17 protein-coding genes and 1 pseudogene are annotated in these 22833 nt (G+C 67.6%); 9 read left to right on the forward strand and 9 right to left on the reverse strand.

Going from position 1 to position 22833, the window contains the following annotated elements; translation table 11 throughout:
* The first annotated feature begins 45 nt into the window (after positions 1–45).
* From HNR68_RS19810 to HNR68_RS19845, 8 genes are all read left to right on the forward strand, one after another.
* Positions 46–1443: an MFS transporter gene (locus HNR68_RS19810; RefSeq protein WP_179723271.1), complete on the forward strand. Its 1398-nt coding sequence runs from the start codon at positions 46–48 to the stop codon at positions 1441–1443.
* A gap of 61 nt (positions 1444–1504) precedes the next feature.
* Positions 1505–2029 (forward strand): MaoC/PaaZ C-terminal domain-containing protein, encoded by a 525-nt coding sequence (locus HNR68_RS19815; protein WP_179723272.1) that lies wholly within the window; start codon positions 1505–1507, stop codon positions 2027–2029.
* Positions 2026–3231, forward strand: coding sequence for a CaiB/BaiF CoA transferase family protein (locus tag HNR68_RS19820; RefSeq protein ID WP_179723273.1), 1206 nt, complete (start codon positions 2026–2028; stop codon positions 3229–3231). The genes HNR68_RS19815 and HNR68_RS19820 overlap by 4 nt, the downstream gene beginning before the upstream one ends.
* Before the next feature lies 1 nt (position 3232).
* Positions 3233–4396, forward strand: a complete 1164-nt coding sequence (locus tag HNR68_RS19825; RefSeq protein WP_179723274.1) for an acyl-CoA dehydrogenase family protein — start codon at positions 3233–3235, stop codon at positions 4394–4396.
* 28 nt (positions 4397–4424) lie between these two features.
* Positions 4425–5807, forward strand: coding sequence for an MmgE/PrpD family protein (locus tag HNR68_RS19830; RefSeq protein ID WP_179723275.1), 1383 nt, complete (start codon positions 4425–4427; stop codon positions 5805–5807).
* Positions 5808–6553: 746 nt separating this feature from the next.
* On the forward strand, positions 6554–8635 hold the full coding sequence (locus tag HNR68_RS19835; RefSeq protein WP_179723276.1) for a hydantoinase/oxoprolinase family protein: 2082 nt from the start codon (positions 6554–6556) through the stop codon (positions 8633–8635).
* Complete coding sequence (locus HNR68_RS19840; protein WP_179723277.1) at positions 8632–10449, forward strand: hydantoinase B/oxoprolinase family protein; 1818 nt, start codon at positions 8632–8634, stop codon at positions 10447–10449. The genes HNR68_RS19835 and HNR68_RS19840 overlap by 4 nt, the downstream gene beginning before the upstream one ends.
* Complete coding sequence (locus HNR68_RS19845; RefSeq protein ID WP_218888361.1) at positions 10446–11744, forward strand: amidase; 1299 nt, start codon at positions 10446–10448, stop codon at positions 11742–11744. The genes HNR68_RS19840 and HNR68_RS19845 overlap by 4 nt, the downstream gene beginning before the upstream one ends.
* On the opposite strand, the gene HNR68_RS27475 is transcribed toward HNR68_RS19845, so the two are convergent.
* Complete coding sequence (locus HNR68_RS27475; protein ID WP_179723278.1) at positions 11699–12418, reverse strand: GntR family transcriptional regulator; 720 nt, start codon at positions 12416–12418, stop codon at positions 11699–11701. The two genes, HNR68_RS19845 and HNR68_RS27475, sit on opposite strands and share 46 nt — an antisense overlap.
* Positions 12419–12480: 62 nt before the next feature.
* Between HNR68_RS27475 and HNR68_RS19855 the strand changes: the two are divergent.
* Positions 12481–13296: pseudogene (locus tag HNR68_RS19855) on the forward strand (IS5 family transposase).
* 8 nt (positions 13297–13304) lie between these two features.
* Here the strand turns inward: HNR68_RS19855 and HNR68_RS19860 are convergent.
* The 8 genes from HNR68_RS19860 to HNR68_RS19895 form a co-directional block, all read right to left on the reverse strand.
* Positions 13305–14273 carry a hypothetical protein gene (locus HNR68_RS19860; RefSeq protein ID WP_179723279.1) on the reverse strand — a complete coding sequence of 323 codons (969 nt, stop codon included), beginning with the start codon at positions 14271–14273 and terminating at the stop codon, positions 13305–13307.
* A gap of 44 nt (positions 14274–14317) precedes the next feature.
* Positions 14318–15472, reverse strand: a complete 1155-nt coding sequence (locus tag HNR68_RS19865; protein ID WP_179723280.1) for a 5'-methylthioadenosine/S-adenosylhomocysteine nucleosidase family protein — start codon at positions 15470–15472, stop codon at positions 14318–14320.
* Complete coding sequence (locus HNR68_RS19870) at positions 15469–16200, reverse strand: NUDIX hydrolase (protein ID WP_179723281.1); 732 nt, start codon at positions 16198–16200, stop codon at positions 15469–15471. Before HNR68_RS19870 ends, HNR68_RS19865 begins: the two co-directional genes overlap by 4 nt.
* A 1124-nt stretch (positions 16201–17324) precedes the next feature.
* Entirely contained in the window at positions 17325–17972 is a 648-nt protein-coding gene (locus tag HNR68_RS19875; RefSeq protein WP_179723282.1) for a class II aldolase/adducin family protein, read from the reverse strand.
* Positions 17973–17984: 12 nt separating this feature from the next.
* Entirely contained in the window at positions 17985–18476 is a 492-nt protein-coding gene (locus tag HNR68_RS19880) for a ribose-5-phosphate isomerase (RefSeq protein WP_179723283.1), read from the reverse strand.
* On the reverse strand, positions 18473–20212 hold the full coding sequence (locus tag HNR68_RS19885) for a dihydroxyacetone kinase family protein (protein ID WP_179723284.1): 1740 nt from the start codon (positions 20210–20212) through the stop codon (positions 18473–18475). The genes HNR68_RS19880 and HNR68_RS19885 overlap by 4 nt, the downstream gene beginning before the upstream one ends.
* Positions 20213–20230: 18 nt before the next feature.
* The gene (locus HNR68_RS19890; protein WP_179723285.1) at positions 20231–21694 is read right to left on the reverse strand and encodes an FGGY-family carbohydrate kinase; all 1464 of its coding nucleotides are present in this window, start codon (positions 21692–21694) and stop codon (positions 20231–20233) included.
* Entirely contained in the window at positions 21691–22749 is a 1059-nt protein-coding gene (locus HNR68_RS19895) for a 2-hydroxyacid dehydrogenase (protein WP_179723286.1), read from the reverse strand. Before HNR68_RS19895 ends, HNR68_RS19890 begins: the two co-directional genes overlap by 4 nt.
* Positions 22750–22833: the final 84 nt, after the last annotated feature.

The following is a 22833-nucleotide window of genomic DNA, read 5'->3' on the forward strand; positions in this document are numbered from 1 at the left end:
CGAGGACTTCATGAGCGCGCACCGTCGCGCGCCGAGGAGGACGTCATGGCGCCAACCCCGTTCACGCCACCTGGCCCTGAGGTTGGTTCGGCGGCCTGCGAGGCCGAACGCGCCGACTTGGCAGCCCGCCTCGACCGGATTCCCATCGTTACGCCGCAGCATCGTCGCTGGGCGTGGCTGCTGGGTGCACTCTTCGTGTTCGACTTGGTGGACCTGAACACGTTCGCCTACGTCGCCCCGGCATTGCGCGCCGAGTGGGACTTGTCCATCGCGGATGTCGGGGCGATCACCTCGGCAGGCTTCGTCGGGATGTTCGTGGGGGCGATCGTGGGTGGTCGCCTCTCCGACCGGATCGGTCGACGTCCTGTTCTGATCGGCGCCACGTTCTTCTACTCGCTGTTCTCGCTGCTGAGCGCATTCGCGGTCGGGCCGTGGTCACTGGGCGCGCTGCGAGTGCTCACTGGTTTCGGACTGCAAGCGATGACCGGAGTGCTGCTGGTGTGGGTGAGCGAGATGTTCCCGCCCACCAAACGCGGGCGCTATCAAGCCTTGTTGCTGGCGACCGGTCTCGCCGGGGTGCCACTCGCGGCGTGGGTGGCCCGACTCGTCGTGCCATTGGGGCCTGGTTCGTGGCGCTGGATCTTCGTGCTCGGGTCCCTGGGTGCGATCGGTGGTGTCGTGGCTGTGCGGATCTTGCCGGAATCGGTCCGCTGGCGAGCTGCCCACGGCCTAGTAGGTGGTGAGGCAGACCTGGTCGCGCGGCTGGAGGAGCAAGCGGAGCGGCAAATCGCTCGTCCGCTGCCGGAACCGGTTCCGGCAGCGCCGGTCGTTTCCGGCAAGCTCTCCGAGCTGATGTCCGGCGCTACCTTGCGCAAAACCGTGGTAGCTGCTCTTGCCTGCGTCTTCCTGATCTTGTCCTTCTACGGTTTCAGCTCGTGGGTACCGACGTTGCTCGTCGAGCGCGGGTACACCACCGCGCAGAGCCTGACCTTCTCGTCGATTCTGGCAATCGCAGCGGTGCCCGGCGCACTGCTGGCCGCGCCGATCATCGACCGGTTCGAACGGAAGATCGTGATCTTCGGGCTGGAAGTGGCGGTAGCAGTGTTCCTGCTGCTGTTCGGTCTGATCCCGCATGCTGTGGCGATCATCGTGTGCGGGTTCGGCGCGGCGCTGCTCATGCAAACCGGTGTTGCGGCGCTGTACACCTACATCGCCGAGGTGTTCCCGTTACACCTGCGGGGCCTCGGATCCGGTATCGCGAACGGGTCGGGCCGGCTGGCCGGGGTCCTCGGAGGGGTGCTCGTGGCCGGACTGTACTCGGGGCTCGGGCTGACAGCTGTCTACATCTACCTCGCCGGCGCAGCGTTGGCGATGGGCCTGGTGATGCTGCTGTTCGGCGAGCGGACCACCCAGCGTCGTCTGGAGGACGTCGAACGCGGCTGACCAGATCTCGCCGCACTTTGAAGCGCGGCTCGCATCTGACATCGGAGGAGTGTGAAGTGCAGTGGCGGTAAAAGCAGGCTGGCAGGGACGATTCTACGAGGATTTCGAGATCGGGGACGTGTACCAACACCCGCTCGGGCGCACCGTCAACGAGACCGACAACACGTGGTTCACGTTGCTGACCATGAACACCAATCAGGCGCACTTCAACGCGCAGGTAGGTGCATCGTCGGAATTCGGTCGCATGCTGGTGGTGTCACCGCTGACGATCGCCATCGCGATCGGGCAGTCCGTCACCGACCTCACCCAGAACGCCTTCGCCAACCTCGGTCTCGACGAACTCAGGCTGACCGCCCCGGTGTTCGCGGGTGACACCCTTTGGTCGGAGTCCATCGTGCTGTCCAAACGGGAATCAAAATCTCGGAGCCAGGCTGGCATCGTCACGGTCAAAACCCGAACGCTGAACCAAGAAGCTGTTGAGGTGCTGTCGTTCAAGCGAACTTTCTACGTGCACAAGAAAGAAGCCGGACGCGCAACGTCGCTGTTCCCACAGGCTGCCGATCCGCTGAGTTTGGAGAACGAATGAGGCCGCTAGAAGATGTTCGGATCATCTCTCTGGAGCAGTACGGCGCGGGGCCGTTCGGCTCGATGCACTTGGCAGAGCTGGGTGCCGAAATCATCAAGGTGGAGGACCCGGCCGCAGGCGGTGATGTCGGCCGCACGGTGCCGCCGTATGCGGCCGAGGGCGATTCGCTGTTCTTCCAGTCCTTCAACCGGGACAAGTACTCGATCACGCTCGACGTCCGGTCCCCGGAGGGGCGCGAAGTGTTCGAGGACCTGGTTCGCGGTGCGGACGCGGTGTATTCGAATCTGCGGGGTGATGTTCCAGAGAAACTTCGGATCCGATATGAAGACCTGAAGGAAGTGAACCCGCGGATCGTCTGCTGTTCGCTGACCGGTTTCGGCATGACCGGTCCGCGATCGAAGGAGCCAGGGTACGACTACGTGTTGCAGGCGCTCGGCGGCTGGATGTCCCTGACAGGGGAGCCCGGCGGTCCACCGCAGAAGACCGGTCTATCCCTTGTGGACTACTGTGGCGGTTACGTCGCCGCGATCTCGCTGTTGTCCGGGATTCACGCAGCTCGTCGTGACGGTGTGGGAATGGACTGCGACCTCTCGTTGTACGACACCGCGATCAGCCTCCTCACCTATCCGGGAACCTGGCATTTGACCGCTGACTACGAACCGACCCGCACCCGACGATCTGCGCACCCATCGCTGGTGCCCTTCCAAGCGTTCGAGGCCGCTGACGGCTGGTTGGTGGTTGGCTGCGCCAAGGAGAAGTTCTGGCAGCGCCTCACCGAAGTGATCGGGCAACCTGAGCTGGCAGCCGACGAGCGGTTCGCCACCTTCGCCGACAGGGACCGAAACCGCAGCGAGATCCTCCCGCTGTTGGAGGATGTGTTCCGTACCCGAACGGTCGCTGACTGGTTGGCACCGCTGTACGAAGCGTCGATTCCCTGTGCGCCGATCAACGATGTTGCTGCGGCCATGGCTGACCCGCACACGGTTGCGCGGGACCTCATCGCCAGCACCGAGCATCCCGCGTTCGGCACCGTGCGCACCTTGCGTAGCGCGGTGCGCGTTGGGCCGCCGGGCGCAGACCGGGTGTCGACCCGCCGGGCCCCGGCAATGGGCGAGGACACCGACCGCGTGCTGCGGGATTTGGGCTACGACGACAACAAGATCGCCGCGCTGCACGCCACCGGCGTGCTCGGAAAGGACTGACATGGATTTCACGCTCAACGACGAGCAGCGACTCTTCCGCGACACGCTTCGCGACTTCGTGGACAAGGAGATCGTGCCGGTCGCGCGGGATTGGGAGCACTCCGGCCGCTATCCGACCGAGATCGTGGAAGGCATGAAGCAGCTCGGCCTGTTCGGGCTCGCGGTGCCCGAAGAACATGGTGGACTAGGAGCGGACACCGTCTCCTTCGCGTTGGCCTTCGAGGAGATTTCCCGCGGCTGGATGGGCATCGCCGGGATCCTGGGCAGCCACTCCGTTTCCTGCTTCATGCTCAGCCGGCATGGCACCGAAGAGCAGAAGGCGAAGTACCTGCCCGAATTGGCGACCGGGCAAAGGCGCACCGGCATCGCGCTGACCGAGCCCGGTGCGGGTACCGATCTGCAGGGCATCCGGACGACCGCCCACCGGGACGGTGATGACTACGTCATCAACGGCACCAAGATGTGGATCACCAATGCCCGTTATGCGGATCCTCTGCCGGTGCTGGTGAAGACCGACCCGACGGCTACTCCGGCGCACAAGGGGATGAGCATCCTGCTGGTCGAGGCGGACACCCCGGGCCTTGAGGTCACCAGGGACATCGGCAAACTCGGTTACAAGGGCACCGAATCCTGCGAAGTCGTGCTCTCCGGCGTCCGAGTTCCCGCAACTCAGCTTCTCGGAGGGGTGGAGGGACGCGGGATGCAACAGGCGCTGTCCTCGCTGGAGACCGGTCGGATCAATATCGCCGCGCGCAGCGTGGGCATCGCGCAGCGCGCTTACGAGGAGGCGCTGAGCTACGCCCGTGACCGCACCGCCTTCCGTCAGCCGATCGGCGACTTCCAAGCGGTGCAGTTGCGGATAGCCGAGATCGCTGTGCGGCTGCAGTCGGCCCGGCTGATGACTTACTGGGCGGCATCCCGGATGGACGACGGGGTCCGGATGGACACCGAATCCGGGATGGCCAAAATCTTCGCGTCAGAGCAGGCCTTGGCCTGTGCGACCGACGCGATGCGGATCCACGGCGGCTACGGGTATTCGACCGAGTTCGAGGTGGAGCGTCTCTACCGGGACGCACCGCTGATGTCCATCGGGGAAGGCACGAACGACGTGCTGCGCAGTGTTGTCGCGAAGTCCCTGCTCGCGGGCAAGGCAACGCTCCAGTGACGCTCCACCACTCGATCAGGAGGTCCCCATGACGGACGGTGATGTCAGCGCGGCGTTCTCCCGGCAAGTGGCAGAATTCGTCGCAGACGTGTCGCTTGCCGAGGTGCCCGACGACGTCGTGCTGCGGGCACGGCACCTGGTGTTGGACGCCGTCGGTCTCGCCTTCGCTTCCACCCGCTACCACTTCCCGACATCAGCACTGCACGCGCTGTCCGCTTTCGGTGGTGGTGACCACCCGGTGCTGGCGATGCCCGACCGGCTTTCCGCGCGTGACGCTGCTGTGCTCAATGGTGTGCTCATCCACGGCCTGGATTTCGACGACACGCACATCCCGGCCATCACGCACGTGTCCGCGGCCGCTCTTCCCGCCGCGCTGTCAGCCGCGGTGAGCCACGGTGCCACGACGCGGGAGCTGTTGCTGGCCTACATCCTCGGGGTCGAGGTCTCCGCCCGGGTCGGCATCGGTGGTTCCGGCGGGTTCCACGACCTCGGGTTCCATCCGACCGCGGTGGCGGGCTCCTTCGGTGCTGCGGTGGCTGCAGGCAAGGTGGCTGGGCTGGACGCTGACCGTCTGTCCATGGCGCAAGGGATCGTCGGCTCGATGAGTTCGGGGCTGCTGGAGTTCCTGGCCGACGGTGCGTGGACCAAACGGCTGCACCCCGGGTGGGCGGCCATGTCCGGACTCACCGCAGCGAGCTTCGCTTCCGCGGGTTGGAGCGGACCGAACGAGGTCTACGAAGGCCGGTTCGGGTTGTACAACACGCACTTGGCAGGGCGCACCGCCCGACCGGAGGCGGTGATCGAGGGGTGGGGCGAGACGTGGGAGTTGATGCGCACCGCGATCAAACCCTACCCGATCTGCCACTTCATCCATGCTTTCGCCGACGCCGCTCTGGCTCTGCGGTCGGAGATCGGGGATGCCGAGATCACCCGCATCAGGTGTGCGATCCATCCGGTGCCGGGCAAGGTGGTCTGCGAGCCCCTGGAGGTGAAGTGGGCACCGCGCGACGAGTACGACGCGAAGTTCAGCCTGCCGTTCGTCGTCGCCGCCGCGCTCGCCCGCGGTCGGTTCACCTTGATCGAGCTCGAAGATGAAGCGCTCCATAGCGCGGAAATCCTCGACATCGCCGGGAAGGTGGAGGTGACAGAAGACCCCGAGAGCTCCTTTCCAGACGCCTATTCGGGGGCCATCGAGATCGAGCTGTCCGACGGCCGCCTGCTTCGGCACCGGGAGCAGATCAACAGGGGACACGACGAACGCCCTCTGAAAAACCCCGAGATCGTCGCGAAGTTCCGGGAAACGATCGGCACGGTCGCTTCGGACAGCACTGCGGACCGGGTCCTGAACGCGGTGTTGTCACTCGGCGACGAGACCCCTGCTTCAGCGTTCGCGGAGGCACTCCGTGCCTGAGCGGCCGAGCAGCTGGGATCGTTCCGGCTCACCAAGGCCTGCCGGCCGGAACCCGCTGAGGGCTTTGGTCGGGGTAGCACAGGTCGGACAGGCCGGTGTGAGACGACGCCTGGATTCGCCTTGAACGCCGACATGGCGATCCGCCGTGTGGAGACGTTCAGAAGACGCGTTGCGGATCAAGCCGAAAGCCACTCTGGAGATGAGCCGGGTGCCAGCTCGTGGTCTTCCACGCCGAGCGCTGTCGGGCAGTGGCGCGGCGCGATCAACCTGGGCCTGCGAGTACGCGGTGCAACCGACTGGGGTGGTGAGGATCGGTGTCTTCAGACGAGTCACTGCCCACGGACTACCTAGGTCCTGAGGACGACGGTTGATGCCCGGAAGCCCCGCCCGGCTGCTTTGCTGCCGCGGCTGGACGAAATGGGCGCGAGGACTTCGGCGTTGCGCTCCGCACGAGCGGCATGCCGGTGACTGATGCGTTGCCGGCGGTGTCCACGAGCGGGGCGCTGAAGTCGCGTCGGTGCTTCTGGCGAGCTGAGCACGGACGTTCGAAGCCACGCATGCGGCAACCAATACCTCTGCTTTTTTTGGGGGGTGGCCGACTGCAGTGGCACCCTTCTATCGCTAGGAAGTGGCGATCACGAAGATAAAGATCAGAGGTATTGCCAAGGCGGTGTGTCGTGGGACACCATGTGCTCGCCGCTCGTCGACGGTGGCAAAACCTATTGGAGACAACAGATCGGATACGCATGAAGCGCATAGGAGTAGACGTCGGCGGCACGTTCACCGACCTCGTGCTGTGGGACGATGACGGGACGGCGACCGTTCACAAGACACCGTCGACCAATGACGACCCGTCGATCGGCACGATGGACGGGATCGCGGTCTTGGCTGATCGGGCCGGTATCGACCCGAGCGAGATCGAGATGTTCTTCCACGGCACCACCGTTGCCACGAACATCGTGCTCGAGCACAACGGCAGCGACGTCGGTATGATCACTACCGAAGGTTTCCGAGATCTGCTGCACATCGCGCGCAAGAAGCGCCCGCTGAACTACTCCAACTACCAGGATCTCCCTTGGCAGAAGTGGCAGCTGGTGCCGCGCCGCAATCGGCGCGTCGTGGCGGAGCGGATCGACGCGGCGGGGCGAGTCTTGACGCCGCTGGACGAAGACGCGGTCCGCCGGGAAGTGCGGCTGCTTCGCGAACGCCGGGTCCAGGCCATCGCGGTCGCCTTCCTGCACGCCTACCGCAACCCGGCGCACGAGCGGCGCGTCAAGGAGATCATCGCTGAGGAGTACCCGGAGGTCTTCGTCTCGCTCTCCAGCGAAGTCGCACCGCAGTACCGCGAGTACGAGCGCTTCTCGACCACTGCGCTCAACGCCTTCGTCGGCCCGAAGACCTCGAGCTACATCGCCAACCTCGCGGCAGCTGCCCAGCAAGAGCAGGTCGCCGACGACGTGCACCTGATGACTTCCGCAGGCGGCCTGGTCACCTCGCGCAGCGCGCAGGACAAGCCGGTGTCACTGCTGGCCAGCGGCGTGGTCGCGGGACTGCTCGGGGGCTGCGCGATCGGTCGCGCGTCGGGCTTCCCCAGCGTCATCACGCTGGACGTGGGTGGCACGTCCGCCGACATCGGCGTTGCGCCAGACGGCCGGCTGAGGATGAAGCACTTGCTGGACACCCGCGTCGGCGACTACCACGCGATGATCCCCATGGCCGAGGTGGACACGATCGGCGCGGGCGGCGGTTCGATCGCCGCGGTCGATGAGGGCGGGATGTTCCGCGTGGGGCCGCGCAGCGCAGGTGCGGTTCCCGGCCCCGCCTGCTACGGCCGCGGCGGTGTCGAACCGACTTCGACCGACGCGATGGTGGTCATGGGCTGGTTGCGGGAGGACAGCTTCCTGTCGGGCTCGATGGAAGTTGTTCCCGCGTTGGCGGAGACCGCGATCCGCGATCAGATCGCCGGCAAGCTCGGTACCAGCCTGGACAAGGCGGCTATGGGGATCTTCACCATCCTCGCCCATTCCATGACCGAGGCGATCGGCCTCCACTCGGTACGCAAGGGCTATGATCCGCGCGAATTCTCGTTGGTGGCCGAGGGCGGTGCTGGTCCACTCTTCGCCTGGCAGATCGCGGAGCAGCTGGGTATCCCCCGAGTCATCGTGCCGCGCCATCCGGGGATCACCTCGGCGGTGGGGTTGCTGACCACCGACATCCGCACTGAGCTTCCCGCCACCGTGTGGACCTCTTCCAGCGATCCCGACATCGAGCTGATCGCGCACGAGATGAAGCGGCTCAGCGACGAGGCTCGTGCACAACTGCGCGCGGACGGGGTTGCGGACAGCGACATCACGCTCGAGCGGACCGCGGATTGCCGCTATCTCGGGCAGGGTTACGAACTGCGTGTTCCCGCACCCGACGGTGAGATCGACGCGGACTGGGTGGCGCAAACGGCCGAGGCGTTCCACGAGATCCACGGTCGTACCTATTCGCAGCGGTTCGACGAGAAACCGGTGCAGCTGATCAACATCAGGGTCACCGGCGTCGGTGCGGTTCCGCACATCCGGATTGGCGAGATCGGCAAGGGCGGTGCGGACGCGTCCGGTGCGTTGAAGACGACGACACGGGCGCTGTTCTGGGAGCCCGGATCCACCGAGCCGCAATGGCACGACACCCCGGTCTACAGCCGCGAGCAATTGCTCGCTAGGAACACCTTCGTCGGACCGGCCATTGTGGAGCAGTTCGACTCGACCACGATCATCGGTCCTGGACAGCGCGCCACAGTCGACGAGGTTGGCCACATCATCATCGAAAGGGCGGCCGCATGACCACGACACCCATGCCCACAAGCGGTGTTTCGCTCGCCGGAGTCGCTAGCCGAACGTGGAACGACGTCGACGTCGATCCGATCACTTTGCGGGTCATCGGTGGTGCACTCGACTCGATGGCCAAGGAAATGGCCCAGGTGCTCTACCGGATGGCCTATTCCAGCTTGATCCGCGAGTCGGAGGACCTCGGTGCGGGGATCTTCGATGTCAACGGACGAGAGCTCTGCGAGTCGGATTCGACGCCGATGCACTGCGGCTCGATCCCCGCCTACATCCGCGGCATCAACCGTCGACTGGCCGGTACGTACTCGCCGGGTGACGTCATCCTGCACAACCACCCGTACCACGGCGCCGCCCACTCCCCGGACTACGGCATCGTCATCCCGATCTTCTGGCAGGGCGAGCACGTGGGGTTCGCCGGCTGCACCGGGCACGTCTCGGACATCGGAGGCAACTTCCCCGGCCTGTGCATGGACGTCGTCGACGTCTGGGCCGAGGGCAAGTTGATGGATTCGATGAAGATCTACGACGCGGGAATCCGCAACGACATGCTGATCCAGCACATTCTCGACAATGTGCGCACCCCCGAGCAGAACAGCGGCGACCTCGAAGCGCTCATCGCATGCGCCCGGATCGGTGAAAAGCGGTTCCTCGAGCTGCTGGAGAAGTTCGGGCTCGACACCGTGATGAGCGCCTCCGAGCGCTGGATGGACTACTCCGAGCGGATGCTGCGCGCCCGGATTCGTGAGATACCGGATGGTAGTTACGAGGCGCCGATCGGCTACCTCGACGACGACGGCAAGAACCGGGGCGTTCCGTTGAAGGTCGCGGTGCGTGTCCAAGTCGACGGCGACGAGGTGCTCGTCGACCTGACCGGCTCCAACGACCAGGTTCAAACGGCGTTCAACGTGCCGTTCGAGGGATCGGTCTTGCCGGTCGCGGTGAGCGCCATCCGAACGATCCTGCTCGACGAGGCCGTAACCGAGGAGTACGTCCCGCAGAACGACGGCTGCTTCCGACCGGTGAAGGTGTACGCGCCCGAGGGGACGATCTTCAACCCCAACTTCCCAGCGTCGTGTTTCGCGCGGTTTTCCCAGGTCAACCGCATTTTCGACTCGATCAACCTGGCGCTGGCGCCGGTTCTGCCCGACCACGCGGTCGCGGGCTCCTCCGCAGCGCTGTGCGCGATCGCCTACTCCGGGCTGGCCTCCGATGGTGAGTCCTACTGGGTTTACATCGAGATCAACGAGGGATCCTACGGCGGGCGAAACGGCAAGGATGGCATGGACGCCGTCGATGCTCTGATGGCCAACACTCGCAACAACCCCATCGAAGAGCTCGAACTCAACCATGCGATGCAGGCGTTGAGGTACGAACTTCGTGACGAATCGCCGGCGCCCGGGAAGTGGCGCGGCGGCATCGGCAGCGTGCGCACGTGGCTCATGCAGACCGACACGTTCCTGGGCTCGGAGGCGGACAACCGCGTCGACGCTCCTGCCGGGGCACTCGGCGGTGCCGATGGCGTGTCCGGATCCTTCGTCCGGAACGTCGGCACGGACTCCGAGGAGGTGCTGTTCTCCAAGGTCACGCAGGAGATCATCCGCAAGGGGGAAACCCTGCAGATCAAGCTGCCCTCCGGCGGAGGCTTCGGAGACCCGTTCGAGCGCGATCCCTTCGCGGTTCTTTCCGACGTGTGGGACGAGTACATCACCGAGGAGGAAGCAGCCCGGGATTACGGAGTCGTCGTCGACACCGAAACGTGGACTGTGAACCACGAAGCGACGATGAAGCTGCGCGCCGGGGAACCGTCTTGAACGTCGACCGGGGAGGAGAGAAACTCCCCACCCCAGAGCAGTTCAAGGTCGACGAACAGCTGAACACCGTGATCACCTGGATCGGAGATCGGCCAACAGGTGCAGACGGCCCCCTCGCCGGGCTGACCGCCGGGATCAAGGACAACATCGAGGTCGCGGGTGTGCGATCGACGTGCGGGTCCGGATTCCTGTGGGACAACGTTGCTGAGTACGACGCCCCTGTGGTGCGTTCGCTCGAAGAGGCGGGAGCGACGGTGCTCGCGACGTTGAACATGGCGGAATTCGCAGTGGGTGTGACCTCGCAGAATTCCGCGGCGGGCGGCTCGCGCAATCCGTGGGACCCGAAGCGCGTTCCTGCGGGTTCGAGCGGTGGGGCCGGTGCGGCTGTGGCAGCGGGACTCGTCGACGTGGCACTGGGCACCGACAGCGGTGGCTCAGTGCGCCTTCCGGCTTCGGCGTGCGGCGTTTGCGGGTTGCGCCCCAGCTTCGGCTTGGTAGACACCGTTGGTGTCTATCCGGTCAGCAGGGACTTCGACGTCGTAGGGCCGATCGCCCGTGACGTCGAGCTGGTGGCACGCACCTTCGACGTGCTGACGCACCAGCCGCAACGCCCCCGCGTTCGACCGAGTGTGATCGGCGTGCCGAAGACCTTCGTGACCGACGATGTCGACCCAGCGATCACGGCTGCGACCGGCGGGCTGGTGGAGAGCTTGCGCGATCAAGGTTACGAGATCCGACAGGTCGACATCCCTCAAGCGGAGCGGGCGCAGGACCATGTCTACACCTTGCTGTACTCCCAGCTCGCCGACATCCATCGGGACCGGTTGCGCACGTCGCCGGAGGACTTCCAACCGGCGACGCTGGAGCGGGTCCGTCTCGGCCTGGAGATCGGTGAGCGAGCGATCCGAGATGCAGCCAAGGCACGCGACGAATTCCGGAAGGTCATGCGCCGCGTCTTCGAAGAAGTCGAAGTGGTGGTGACCCCAGCTATGCCGGTCGACGTACCGCTGATCTCAAGTAGCGAGTCGGTGATCGCGCAGTCACGCCGGCTCGGCCAGTTTTCCTACCCGTGGTCGCTGCACACCGGACCGACGCTCGTCGTGCCCGTGGGATTCCACCCCGGCTCGGGCATGCCGATCGGTGCGCAGCTCACCGCGGGGCACGCCGACGAGGCTGCGCTGTTCACCGTCGGGCGTGACTACCAGCGGGTGACAGAGTGGCACGAGCGGAGACCGCCGATCCGCGCTGATCAGTCCTCGTCCGCTGGCTCGCGCAGCAAGCCCATTTCCTTGTAGGCGTCGATCAGCCGGTCCAGGTGCCGGCGCATCTCGCTCATGGCCGCCATGGAGTCGCCGCGCTCGATGGCGGCCATGATGCGTTCGTGATCGACGTGCGATGTGGTCCAGAAGTCCTCCGAGGCGAACTCGCTGGCGAACCGGTCGTTGAGCACTCGAAACACCGGCGCGCAGGCCAACTCCAGCATGGGATTTCCTGCGGCGGCGAGGATCTGCAGGTGGAAGTCTTGGTCGGCCTCGTAGGCCGGACGGTTCTCGCGCGGTCCCAACGAGGCGCGCATCCTGGAGAGTTGCTCGTCGGTGCGCAGGTGTGCCGCGGTACCGGCAGCGTGGATTTCAGTGAGCAGGCGCACGTCCATGAGCTGGTCAACGGTGACCATCTCCGCAACCGTCATCAAAGCCACGCTGTTCTCGACCTGTGTGGTCAGCTGTCCCAGGTCGGGTCGCAGCACGAAAGTACCACCACCGGGACCTCGCGTGGTGTGTACGAGGTGCTCGCTGGCGAGGATCCGGGTCGCCTCGCGGATCGTGCTGCGGCTGAAGCCGAACTCCTGCATCAGCTCCGCCTCGGTGGGAAGGCGAGCGCCCGGCGGTAGATCACCTGAGAGGATCCGGCGGCGTATCCGGTCTGCGACAACCGCGTACGCGGGTAGTTTTACCGACTCTTCGGCCACGTCGTTCCTTAGAGCGTGTCTCGTTTGGATCTTGATCGGTGTTCAGGGCAAGATCATCGTCTGTGGTTGATGCGTTGTCACAGCGGTTGGTTCCCGACGAGCTCTGGGAGCTGGTCGAGCCGCTGATTCCACAGGCTGGAGAGCGCCCGCAGGGTGGTGGGCGGGCACCGGCGGATGCACGCAAGGTGTTCACCGCGATCGTGTATGTGCTCACCAGCGGGTGTGCCTGGCGGTGGTTACCGCCGTCGTTCGGGGTGAAAGTGCCCACCGCGCATCGATGGTTTCTGCGATGGACCGAGGCCGGATTGTGGGCCCGGATCCACCGGGGGGTGCTCGACGAGCTGGGCAGTCAAGGGCTGATCGACTGGTCCCGGGCCGTGGTGGATGCCGCCGCGGTGCGGGCGAAAAGGGGGGCGCTATGACCGGACCGAATCCGGTCGACCGAGGCAAGCCGGGCTCGAAGCTGCATGTGCTCACCGACCGGGGCGGACTGCCCCTGGCCACCGGCATTTCCGCGGCCAACACCCCGGACGGGTTCGCTGTCAAGCCCTTGGTCAACGCCATCCCCGCGATCCGGTCCCGCCGCGGACCTCGCCGCCGCAAGCCCGGCAAGCTGCACGGCGACAAGGCATACAACAGTGCCGAACGCCGAGTCTGGTTGCAGCGACGGGGAATTGTCGCCCCGCCTGGCTCGCATCGGCATCGAGACCAGCCAGAAACTGGGCCGCCACCGCTGGGTCGTCGAACGCAGCATCGCCTGGCTGGCCGGTTACCGACGCCTGACCATCCGCTACGAACGCCGCGCCGATGCCTTCAAAGGCTTCCTCGCCCTCGCCGCCGCACTGACCTGCTTCAAGAAGCTCAAACAAGCCAAGTGAGACACGCTCTAAAGCTCCACGACTTCGTTCCGCAACGCGGCCTGGACACCGCGGGTCTCGGTGAGCCACTGCTCGCGAGTCGTGTTCTTGGGTACGTACTTGGCGAAGTAGTACCTGAACGACTGGCTCACTCGGTTGGCGAAACCATCATCGAAGTTCCGATCGATCCACGTGCTGGAGAAGCAAAGATCGTCTTTGGCTCGCAACCGCGCGTTCCGGTAGTGCCACTCCAGCGCGGTACGGGAGGCCACGAATCCGGCGACGATGGCGAGCAGGTAACTCAAAACAGGCAGCACCGCAGTCTGCTGCAAGAGCAACCAGCCGAGATGTGCGACAGCGGCGACGAACAGGATGGACGAACCGATAGCCCGGACACGGTCGCTGCTGGTGGTCGAGTCGGGTTCCGGCTGCCGAGCCCGTGCACCGGCCGGCCTGGGATGGAAGTAAGCCCAAACTCTGTTGAGACGATCTTCAGCGAACCGACCCTCCTCAGCTGCGCGGCGGGTCTCAGCCCACACCGAGTCCTTCATCCCGCCCGTGAGGACGAGATCGAGGTGGCGGACGACCTTGTCACGCTGCAGCTGTGGCAGTGCGAGCAACTCGGTGACGGCTCCACCGGGATCACCGCGCGCCTCCTTCAGCCGTCTCAGCAAATCACAGATAGCTGATAACGCACGTTTCCACTCATCGTCTCGGTAGTTGCACAAGAGATCAGCGACGCAGTCGAGCTGTTCCCGCTCCGGCGGGGTCAGGTCGCGATAAGCTCGCTTGCTGAGCATGGCCAACACCCAGTGGAAGCGGACCTCTCCGGAATCATGTCCCCGCGCGATCGCTTGACCGATCAGTTCACGTGCCCTGCTCGGGACACCGTCATCGAGGTACCTCACGCCGATTTGGTACTTCTCGCTCGGCGGTGCATCGTGAAAGACTTGGTAGACTGGCGAGTTGTGCACCTCTTCGGCCTGGATGCCGACCACAGCCCCGTTGCTTGCGATGTTCGTCGTTGGAGTGGCCGCTTGGGTCATGACAGCCCGTTCGCCGCAGTGATCAACGCAGTCACCATGGCAGCCAGGTCCGCCAAGTCGTCGACGAGCCCGCGCAACTTCTTCAGCGCCACGACGAAAGTCCGCTTGTCCTCCGGGGTAGCGCAGTCCGCCGCCTTGGTGGCGGTGTCGAGCTCCGCCTGTGCCGCCTCGTACGTGATCTCGTCGACGTTGCCAGCGGAACGCTCCTGCATGAGGCGGTCACGGATGGCGGCCAGCTCCGCTCCGAGGTCGACCGACGTCGATCCCTGGGACGTCGTGCCCATGTAGACGACGTTCCCCGAGACGTAGCCGGCCTGGATCGCGACCTGACTGGAACCGGTCGCGATGTTCGTGACGCTCCTGGGCGCTTCCTCGTGCTTCGACCTGCGCATCGTGGTCTCCCCCTGTTCTTCGATCAGTGCCACTGCGAGACGGGTGCCGAACGCGGCGGCGTGGTCCGCGGCCCGCGGCTGCCATTCCCGGTCGGTGCTGGTGGCCTTGGTCCCGTCCGCCCTGTCGCTGATGCCGCGCACGACGGCCACCGGAGTGCCGCTGAGGTGTCCGGCCTGCGCCACCCCGGCGGATTCCATCTCGATCGCCAGCGCATCGTTGTAGTACTCGCGAAGCCACCGCGCTTCGTAGGAGATCCGCGAGTTGTGCACGATCTCCCCTGCCGCGATGGGTCCGAAGTGGACACGTGGCGTCCGAGGACCAGCCGGCACTCCGTCCAACCAGTCCCCGGTGCGAGCGAGGTGCGACGCGAGCTGGCTGATCCCGTGGTCGGTCTCCCACACGCGGGGACGCGACTTGAGACCGTCGTCTTCGCTGGTACCCCCGTGGTAGGCGTAGACATGCTTCGCCACCACCACGTCTCCCAGCGGCATGTCATCCCACAACGCACCAGCGACACCCACGAACAGCACGGCCACCGACGAGAACTCCTGGACCGCTCGCTCGGCCAACACCGCCGCCGAGTGGTTGCCCTTGTCCGTGAGCCCCAACGCGATGCGACACCTCGTGCCGCGAACCGTGCCGACTTCGAACCTGGTGCCCCGCTCGTGGCGGTGCACCTGCAGGTCGGTCAGCCGTCGGCGGACCGCTTCGTACTCGAGGTTCAAGGCGGTGAGGACCACCACCACGTTCTCCGTCATCGGTCACCCTCGTCGTCGCTCGGTGGTTCGGGTCGTACCAGCGGCGGGTGCAGCACTGCCCTGGGCCCAGCTCGGAACAACCGCGCGGGGCGTCCTCCCGTGGTCTTGCGTTCTCCCCCGGCCGGGAGGATGAAACCCGAGACCTTCTGGACCTTGCGGTAGAAGTTGCGGGGGTCGAGGTGCACGCCCCACACCGCCTCGTAGACCTGTTGCAGCTCCGAGATCGTGAAGGTCTCGCCGCAGAACGCGGTGGCCAACGACGTGTGCTCCAGCTTGCGCCGCGCGCGCTCCACCCCGTCGGCCACGATCCGCCGGTGGTCGAACGCCACCTTCACGCACCCGGCCAGGACGTCGTCGGCGAGCACCCAGGAAGCCCCTGCCGCGTCGGTACCCGCCACCGGCTCGGGCAACCCAGGTGCGATCGCCAGGTAGGCCACGGACACGACCCGACCGCGCGGATCACGACCGGGAGCCCCGTAGGTCCCCAGCTGCTCCAGGTGCAGCCGCGACGGGTCCAGATCAGCTTCCTCGCGCAGCTCCCGCTGAGCAGCGTCGAGGATGTCTTCCCCCGCGTTGTTCAGGAACCCACCGGGCAACGCCTGATCACCAGCGAACGGCTCCACACCACGCTCGACCAAGAGCACGTGGAGCGCAGAGTTCCGCAACGTCAAGATGACCAGATCCACGGCGAGCAACACGGCTGGAGGCGACCAAGACCCATCCGACATGGCGCCGACGATAGCTTACTGTCACATGGACAGGAAGTAGTTCCCCGACTCAAGACGAAGGAGGACCCGAATGGAGCAGTCCGGCGAACGCGATGCACACGAGGACGCAGGCTGGGTCGTTTTGGCAGGTCATCACCCAGATCGAGGACCGCGCCGAATGCGAGGAAGTCAGGTGGTTCACGCACCGAACCGGCCTGCGGCCGCTCGGGGGAAGTCGTGATCAGAGCTCGGGCGTCGATGACGACGCAGGACGACGTCCTGGCCGGAGATCAGCGCACGACCCCACATCGCCCTCCGACACCACAGCCGTACCCCTGATCACCCACCTGCACTGGTGCCAGCGGTGACATGCCTTCCCCGCGGCGCTGAGCGTGCTGTTCGACAGCCTCGTCCGGAAGCTCCACGACGTGTGACGGCGACGCGCGGGCACGATGCTGCCGGGAGAACGCGGTGCCTGCCGCGTCCTCCCGGTCGGATCAGATGGGTCGCACCCTCTCCTCGAGGACGTGCTGGGTCAGGCTGGCGTAGTCGAAACTCAGAGTGGGAGGTGGGATCCATCCCGTACTCCCCGAACTGCACCGAGGACTCCACGATGAGCTTGCAGCGCGCGTACCGGCGTTCCGTGTAGCGCTCGAACGCGTCGCCGGTGCTCTCGCCGGCAGCGAGGCATTCCGCGAGCACGACTCCGAACTCGATCGCCTGCGCCGCGCCCTGGCCGAGGTGCGGGATGACCGCGCGCGGCGTCGCCGATGAGCACGATGCGCCCGCGGCCCCACGGCGGCGGCGCGATCAGCCAGTCCTCAGGGAGGCAGACGATCGGGTACGGGGCGGTGAGGAACTCGTCGCGCACGCGTCCGGTCAGACCGCCGAAGGGCTTCAGGTGCTGACGCAGGACTCTGTCCACCTCGGACTGCTCGATCCGGGCGTCCCGGTCCGCCGTGGTGGTGTGGAAGAGGTACGCGAGGTCCGGACCGATCGGCACGGACCCGACCATGCCGTTCGGCCCGTGCTGCCAGGCGATCCGGTCGAGGGGATCGCGCCGCGCAGCGCGGTGAACGCGTCCTCTGACCACTGTGGACGACGTGGGGGCGGCGGCCCGGAACCGCCGCCCCCACGTCACCCGCTCAGCGGGGTTGCTGGCCGTACCGGGAGAACTGCTCCGCGCAGCGGGCCAGCTCCTCCTCGCTGAGCAGGCTCGGTTCGCCGACCCGCGTCGCGGTCAGCCAGAGCTCGCACAGCCACTCCAGCTGGCGGGCCCGGTTGTAGGCCTTCGGCAGGGTCTCGGCGATGGTGACCGTGCCGTGGTTGCGCAGGATGCAGCCGCCGCGGTCGGTCAGCGCCTTCGACATCGACTCGGCGAGCTCGGGGCTGCCGAACGTCGCGTACTCCGCCACCCGCACCGCGCCGCCGAACTCCGCCAGCTGGTAGTGCACGGCCGGGACCTCGTCGCGCAGCAGCGACAACGCCGTCGCGTGCAGCGAGTGCGTGTGCACCACCGCGCCAGCACCGTGCTCGCGGTAGGCGGTGAGGTGCATCGGCAGCTCCGAGGTGGGCTTGAGCTCCCCCTCGACCACCTCGCCGTCCAGGGTCACCAACGGGATGTCGTCGACCCGGAGGTCGTCGTAGTCGACGCCGGACGGCGTCACCGCCACCAGGTCGCCGCAGCGCACCGACACGTTGCCGGAGGTGCCCACCACCAGCCGGTCCGCCGTCATGCGCTGCGCGATGGCGATGACCTCGCCGCGCTGCTCGGCCAGTCGCGAACTGCTCACGTCACACCTCGTTCAACAGGAGACGCCGGGAACGTCCGACGCCGACTCGTAACCGGTGATCGCAGCCACCTTCTCAGCCGACGGCGACGCCTCGTCGAAGTGGTAGCCCAGCCACTCGGACGTGAGCTTGCGAGCCAGCTCCAGCCCCACCACGCGCTGGCCGAAGCACAGCACCTGGGCGTTGTTGCTCAGCACCGACCGCTCCACCGAGTAGCTGTCGTGCGCGGTGACCGCGCGGATCCCCGGCACCTTGTTCGCGCTGATGGCCACGCCGAGCCCGGTGCCGCACACCAGCAGCGCCCGGTCCGCCTTGCCCTCGGCGACCAGCCGCGCGGCGTTGACCGCCACGTGCGGGTAGGCGGTGTGCTCGTCGGAACCCACGCCCACGTCGACCACGTCGGAGACCCGCGCGTCGTTCTCCAGGTCCTTCTTCAGCGCGTCCTTGTACTGCAGCCCCGCGTCGTCGGAGCCGACCACGATGCGCAGCGGCGCGTGCTCTGTCACTTCTGTCCGTCCTTCCTGTCGCCGGCGAGCACCTCGCCGATCCGGGTCAGCACGAGCGCCAGCGACGTCGCGCCGGGGTCCGGCGTGCCGACGCTGCGCTCGGCCAGCGGTCGGGCGCGACCGGTGCGGGGCCGCAGGTCCGCGGTCCCCTTCGCCGCCTTCGTGGCCTCCTCCGCCGCCCGCGCCCAGGCCTCCGGCCCGCTCGCGCCGCCGTCGACCTCGCGGCGCAGGGTCTCGACGAAGGGCACCATCGCGTCGACCAACGTCTTGTCGCCGAGTTCCGCGCGCCCCAGCCGCTGCACCGAGGCCAGTGCCGCGGACGCCCCGGCGGCCAGGTCGCCCGGCAGCGCGGGACGGTCGTCGGGCAGCAGGTCGCCGAACGACCGCAGCGCCGCGCCCCACAGCACGCCCGAGGTGCCGCCGGCCTTGGCGGCCCACGCGTCACCGGCGGCGACCAGCACCGCGGCCGGACCGACACCGCGGGCCGCGGCTGCCTCCGCGGCCTCGACCGCCGCCGAGCTGCCGCGCGTCATGCCCCGGCCGTGGTCGCCGTCGCCGGCGATCGCGTCGAGGCGGCCCAGCTCCTCTTCCTCGTCCCGCAGCAGGTCCGCGACCGCGCGCAGGCCCCGCACCACCGTGGCCGCGGTCGCCTGCCCCTCCGCGGGGGCCACCGCCGCCACCTCCTCGGGCAGCTCCGGCAGCTCCTCGTCGTCCGCCTCCGCGTCCGCCTCGGAGAGCTCGACGGTGCCCTTGCGGTAGGCGGGCGTGTCCGCCGGGGCCTGCCACAACCGCTCCAGCTCGTCGTCCAGCCAGGTCAGCGTCAGCGAGCAGCCCGCCATGTCCAGGCTGGTCACCAGCTCGCCGACCTCCGGCGCGACGACCTCCACGCCGGCCTCGGCCAGCAGCCGCGCCACCGTGCCCCACACCACGAACAGCTCTTCGTACTTGGTGGCGCCCAGGCCGTTGAGGATCGCCGTCACCCGGCGGGACCCGGTCTCCGGCGCTTCCGCGAGCAGCCCGTCGACCAGGATCTTCGCCAGCTCCGAGGCCGACGGCAGCTCCCGCTCCGACACGCCCGGCTCGCCGTGGATGCCCAACCCGAGGCCCATCCGCCCCTCCGGCACCTCGAACAGCGGGGTGCCCTGGCCGGGCAGCGTGCACCCGTCGAAGGCCACGCCCAGGCTGCGGGTGCGCGCGTTGGCGTGCTCGGCGACCCGCACCACCTCGTCGAAGTCGTAGCCCTCCTCCGCAGCCGCCGAGGCGATCTTGAACACCACGAAGTCGCCGACCACGCCGCGCCGCTTGTTCTGCTCGGCCGCCGGGGCGCTGGCCACGTCATCGGTGACCACCACGTTGTGCGCGCGGATCCCGTCGCGCTCCAACCGCTCCACGGCGAGGCCGAAGTTCATGTTGTCCCCGGCGTAGTTGCCGAAGGAGAACACCACCCCGGCGCCGCGGTCCACCGCCCGGCCCACCGAGTAGGCGTCGTCCGCCGAGGGCGAGGTGAAGATGTTGCCGATGACCGCACCATCGGCGAAACCCTGCCCCACCACACCGCAGAACGCCGGGTAGTGCCCGGACCCACCACCGGTGACCACGGCGACCTTGCCGCGCCGCGGCCGCTTGGCCCGCACCACACCGCCCGGCACCTGACGGACGTAACCGGGGTGCGCGGCCACGAAACCGGTCACCATGTCCTCGGTGAACGTCGCCGGGTCGTCGTACAAGCGCGTCATCGCACTCCTCCAAGCGGGTCAGGAGCTCGCGCCCCAGTGCGGGCGGGCGCGTTCGATCGAATCCAGGTACTCGCGGTAGCCGCGTTCGTAGAACTCCACCGCCTTCGGGTGGGGCTGCACGGTCCGCCGCGCCGCGGCCCACCGCTCGCGGTCCACCGGCTGGCCCAGCGAGTCCCACGCGGTCATGGCCGCGCCGCGCGCGCCCACGCCCTCCTCGTGGGGCACGTGCAGCGGACGCCCCAGCACGTCGGCGAAGATCTGGCTCCACGCCCGCGACCGCGCCCCGCCACCGCAGGCCGAGACCTCGCCGGTCAGCCCGGCCGACTCGAGGTTGTGCCGGGCCGCGTAGGCCACCCCCTCGCACATCGCGCGCACCAGGTCGGCCTGCTTGGTGTCCAGCGACAGCCCGGTGAACTGGCCGCGCGCGTGCGGCGCCACGAACGGTGCACGCTCGCCGGACGTGGACAGGAACGACAGCGCCGAGACACCCCCGGCGCCGGGCTGGCTGCTGGCCAGCAGCGTCTCCAGCTGGTCCACCCCGGCGCCGACCATGGCCAGCACCCAGTCCAGGTTCGCGGTGCCGACCATCGCCGGCATCACCCGCAGGTAGCGCTCTGGCAGCGGGGTGGCCAGCCACATGCCCGCGACCTCGCCCTGCGGGTCGACGACGAACTCGTCGCGCAGCACCTGGCAGCCCAGCGTGGTGCCGATGACGAGGCTGCCGTCGCCGACGTCGCTGACACCGGACCCGAAGGCGCAGGCCGGCAGGTCGAACGGACCGGCCGACACCGGCAGCCCGGCGGGCAGCCCGAGTTCCTTGGCGGCCCGGCCGTCCAGCGCGAACAGCGTGCCCGGCGGCGCCGGTTCGGCCAGCAGCCGCCGGTGCTCGGCGATGCCGCACGCCTCCAGCGCCTCCTGCGAGTAGCTGCGCGCGGTCACGTCCAGGAACGGCAGCGAGGCGTCGGAGGCGTCCACGGTGATCTCACCGGTGAAGCGCTGCACGATCGCGTCCACGCAGTAGCCGGCGACCGCGGCCCGCTCCAGCCGCTCCGGGGCGTGCTCGGCGAGGTGCGCGAGCAGCGGTCCCGCCGAGCCGGGGAACATCCCGGAGCCGGTGAGCCCGAAGACCTCCCGCTGCACACCGGACTTCTCCCAGCCGTCCAGGACGTCGGCGGCGCGGGCGTCCAGCCAGGAGATCGCCGGGCCGACCTGCTGGCCCTGGTGGTCCCGCAGCCACAGGCCGTCGCCCTGGCCGGTGATGGCCAGGGCCTCGACCGCCTCGCCGGTGCTCTCGGCGACGGCGGCGACCTCCCGCACCACGCGGACCACGGAGCCGATGACCTCGTCGAGGTCCTGCTCGACCCGCCCACCGGGCAGCCGGTGGAGGGTGCTGCGCATGCTGTGCGTGACCACGGCGGTCCCGTCGCGGCTGAGCAGGGACGCCTTGGTCACCGACGTGCCGACGTCGACCCCGATGATCATGGCCGCAGACCTTCGAACTGGGCCAGCACGTCCGGATTGGCCACGAAGCGGGGCCGCGCGCCGTCGAGGAACCGCGCGACCTCGCCGGCCACGATCTGCGCCGCGCGGTGCGCGGTCTGCCGGGTGGCACCGGCCAGGTGCGGGGTGGTGATGACGTTCGGCGCGTCGAACAGCGGCCACTCGCGGGGCGGCGGCTCGATGTCGTAGACGTCGACCGCCAGCGCGCCGAGCCGGCCGGACTTCAGCATCTCGGGCAGCGGCTGGTAGTCCAGCAGCCCGCCGCGCGCGGAGTTGACCAGCACCGCGCCGTCCGGCAGCAGCTCGAGGTTGTCGGCGTTGAGCAGGTTCTCGGTCTCCGGCGTCAGCCGGGCGTGCAGGCTGACCACCGAGCTGCGGCGCAGCAGGTCGTCCAGCGCCACCAGCTCGACGCCGTCCCGCGCGGCGTCCTCGGCCTTGACGAACGGGTCGGCGACCAGCACGCGCGAGCCGAACGCCTTGAGCACCCGGGCCACGATCTTGCCGATGGCGCCGTAGCCGACGAGGCCGACGGTGGCGCCGTCCAGCTCGATGCCGGCGTTCTCGTAGGCGTAGTAGTCGCCGCGCCAGTTGCCCGACTTCAGCTCGGCGTCGGAACCGGGGATGCGGCGCAGCGCCGCCAGCATCAGCCCGACGGCGAACTCGGCGGCGGCAGCGGCGTTGCGGCCCGGGGCGTAGCTGACGATGACGCCGTTGTCGGTGGCGGCCTGCAGGTCGACGTTGACCGGCCCGCCGCGGCAGACGCCGACGAACTTCAGGTTCGGGGCGGCGGCCAGCACGTCGGCGGTGAAGGGGGCCATCTGGGTGGCGACGACCTCGGCGTCGCCCAGCGCGTCGAGCAGCTGCTGCTCGGTGCCGCTGGCTTCCCGCACGTTGCCGACCGGGCCGAACGGCTCCACCGGCCACGGCAGCTTCAGGGTGCTGAACTGCAGGTCGTGCTCACCCGCGCTGCTGCGCAGCGCGTCGACGAACAGCTCGGGGGCGACGAAGTGGTCGCCTGCAGCCAGAACGCTGGTCATGAGGACTCCTTTGTCACGAGGCCTGTTCTGCGGCCCTGCCGCCCGGCACGTCGGCGGGGTGCCGGGTGGTGAGCGCCTGGGGGT

Origin of the sequence: Saccharopolyspora hordei (assembly GCF_013410345.1) — a bacterium.
Classification (GTDB): Bacteria; Actinomycetota; Actinomycetes; order Mycobacteriales; family Pseudonocardiaceae; genus Saccharopolyspora; species Saccharopolyspora hordei.

Excerpts from the sequence above, each read along its gene's own strand:
- HNR68_RS19825 (WP_179723274.1), top strand. The coding sequence starts at position 3,233 with ATGGATTTCACGCTCAACGACGAGCAGCGACTCTTCCGCGACACGCTT.
- HNR68_RS19890 (WP_179723285.1), bottom strand. The coding sequence starts at position 21,694 with ATGATCATCGGGGTCGACGTCGGCACGTCGGTGACCAAGGCGTCCCTG.
- HNR68_RS19820 (WP_179723273.1), top strand. The coding sequence starts at position 2,026 with ATGAGGCCGCTAGAAGATGTTCGGATCATCTCTCTGGAGCAGTACGGC.
- HNR68_RS19830 (WP_179723275.1), top strand. The coding sequence starts at position 4,425 with ATGACGGACGGTGATGTCAGCGCGGCGTTCTCCCGGCAAGTGGCAGAA.
- HNR68_RS19865 (WP_179723280.1), bottom strand. The coding sequence starts at position 15,472 with ATGACGGAGAACGTGGTGGTGGTCCTCACCGCCTTGAACCTCGAGTAC.
- HNR68_RS19835 (WP_179723276.1), top strand. The coding sequence starts at position 6,554 with ATGAAGCGCATAGGAGTAGACGTCGGCGGCACGTTCACCGACCTCGTG.
- HNR68_RS19885 (WP_179723284.1), bottom strand. The coding sequence starts at position 20,212 with ATGACGCGCTTGTACGACGACCCGGCGACGTTCACCGAGGACATGGTG.
- HNR68_RS19840 (WP_179723277.1), top strand. The coding sequence starts at position 8,632 with ATGACCACGACACCCATGCCCACAAGCGGTGTTTCGCTCGCCGGAGTC.
- HNR68_RS19870 (WP_179723281.1), bottom strand. The coding sequence starts at position 16,200 with ATGTCGGATGGGTCTTGGTCGCCTCCAGCCGTGTTGCTCGCCGTGGAT.
- HNR68_RS19895 (WP_179723286.1), bottom strand. The coding sequence starts at position 22,749 with ATGACCAGCGTTCTGGCTGCAGGCGACCACTTCGTCGCCCCCGAGCTG.
- HNR68_RS19810 (WP_179723271.1), top strand. The coding sequence starts at position 46 with ATGGCGCCAACCCCGTTCACGCCACCTGGCCCTGAGGTTGGTTCGGCG.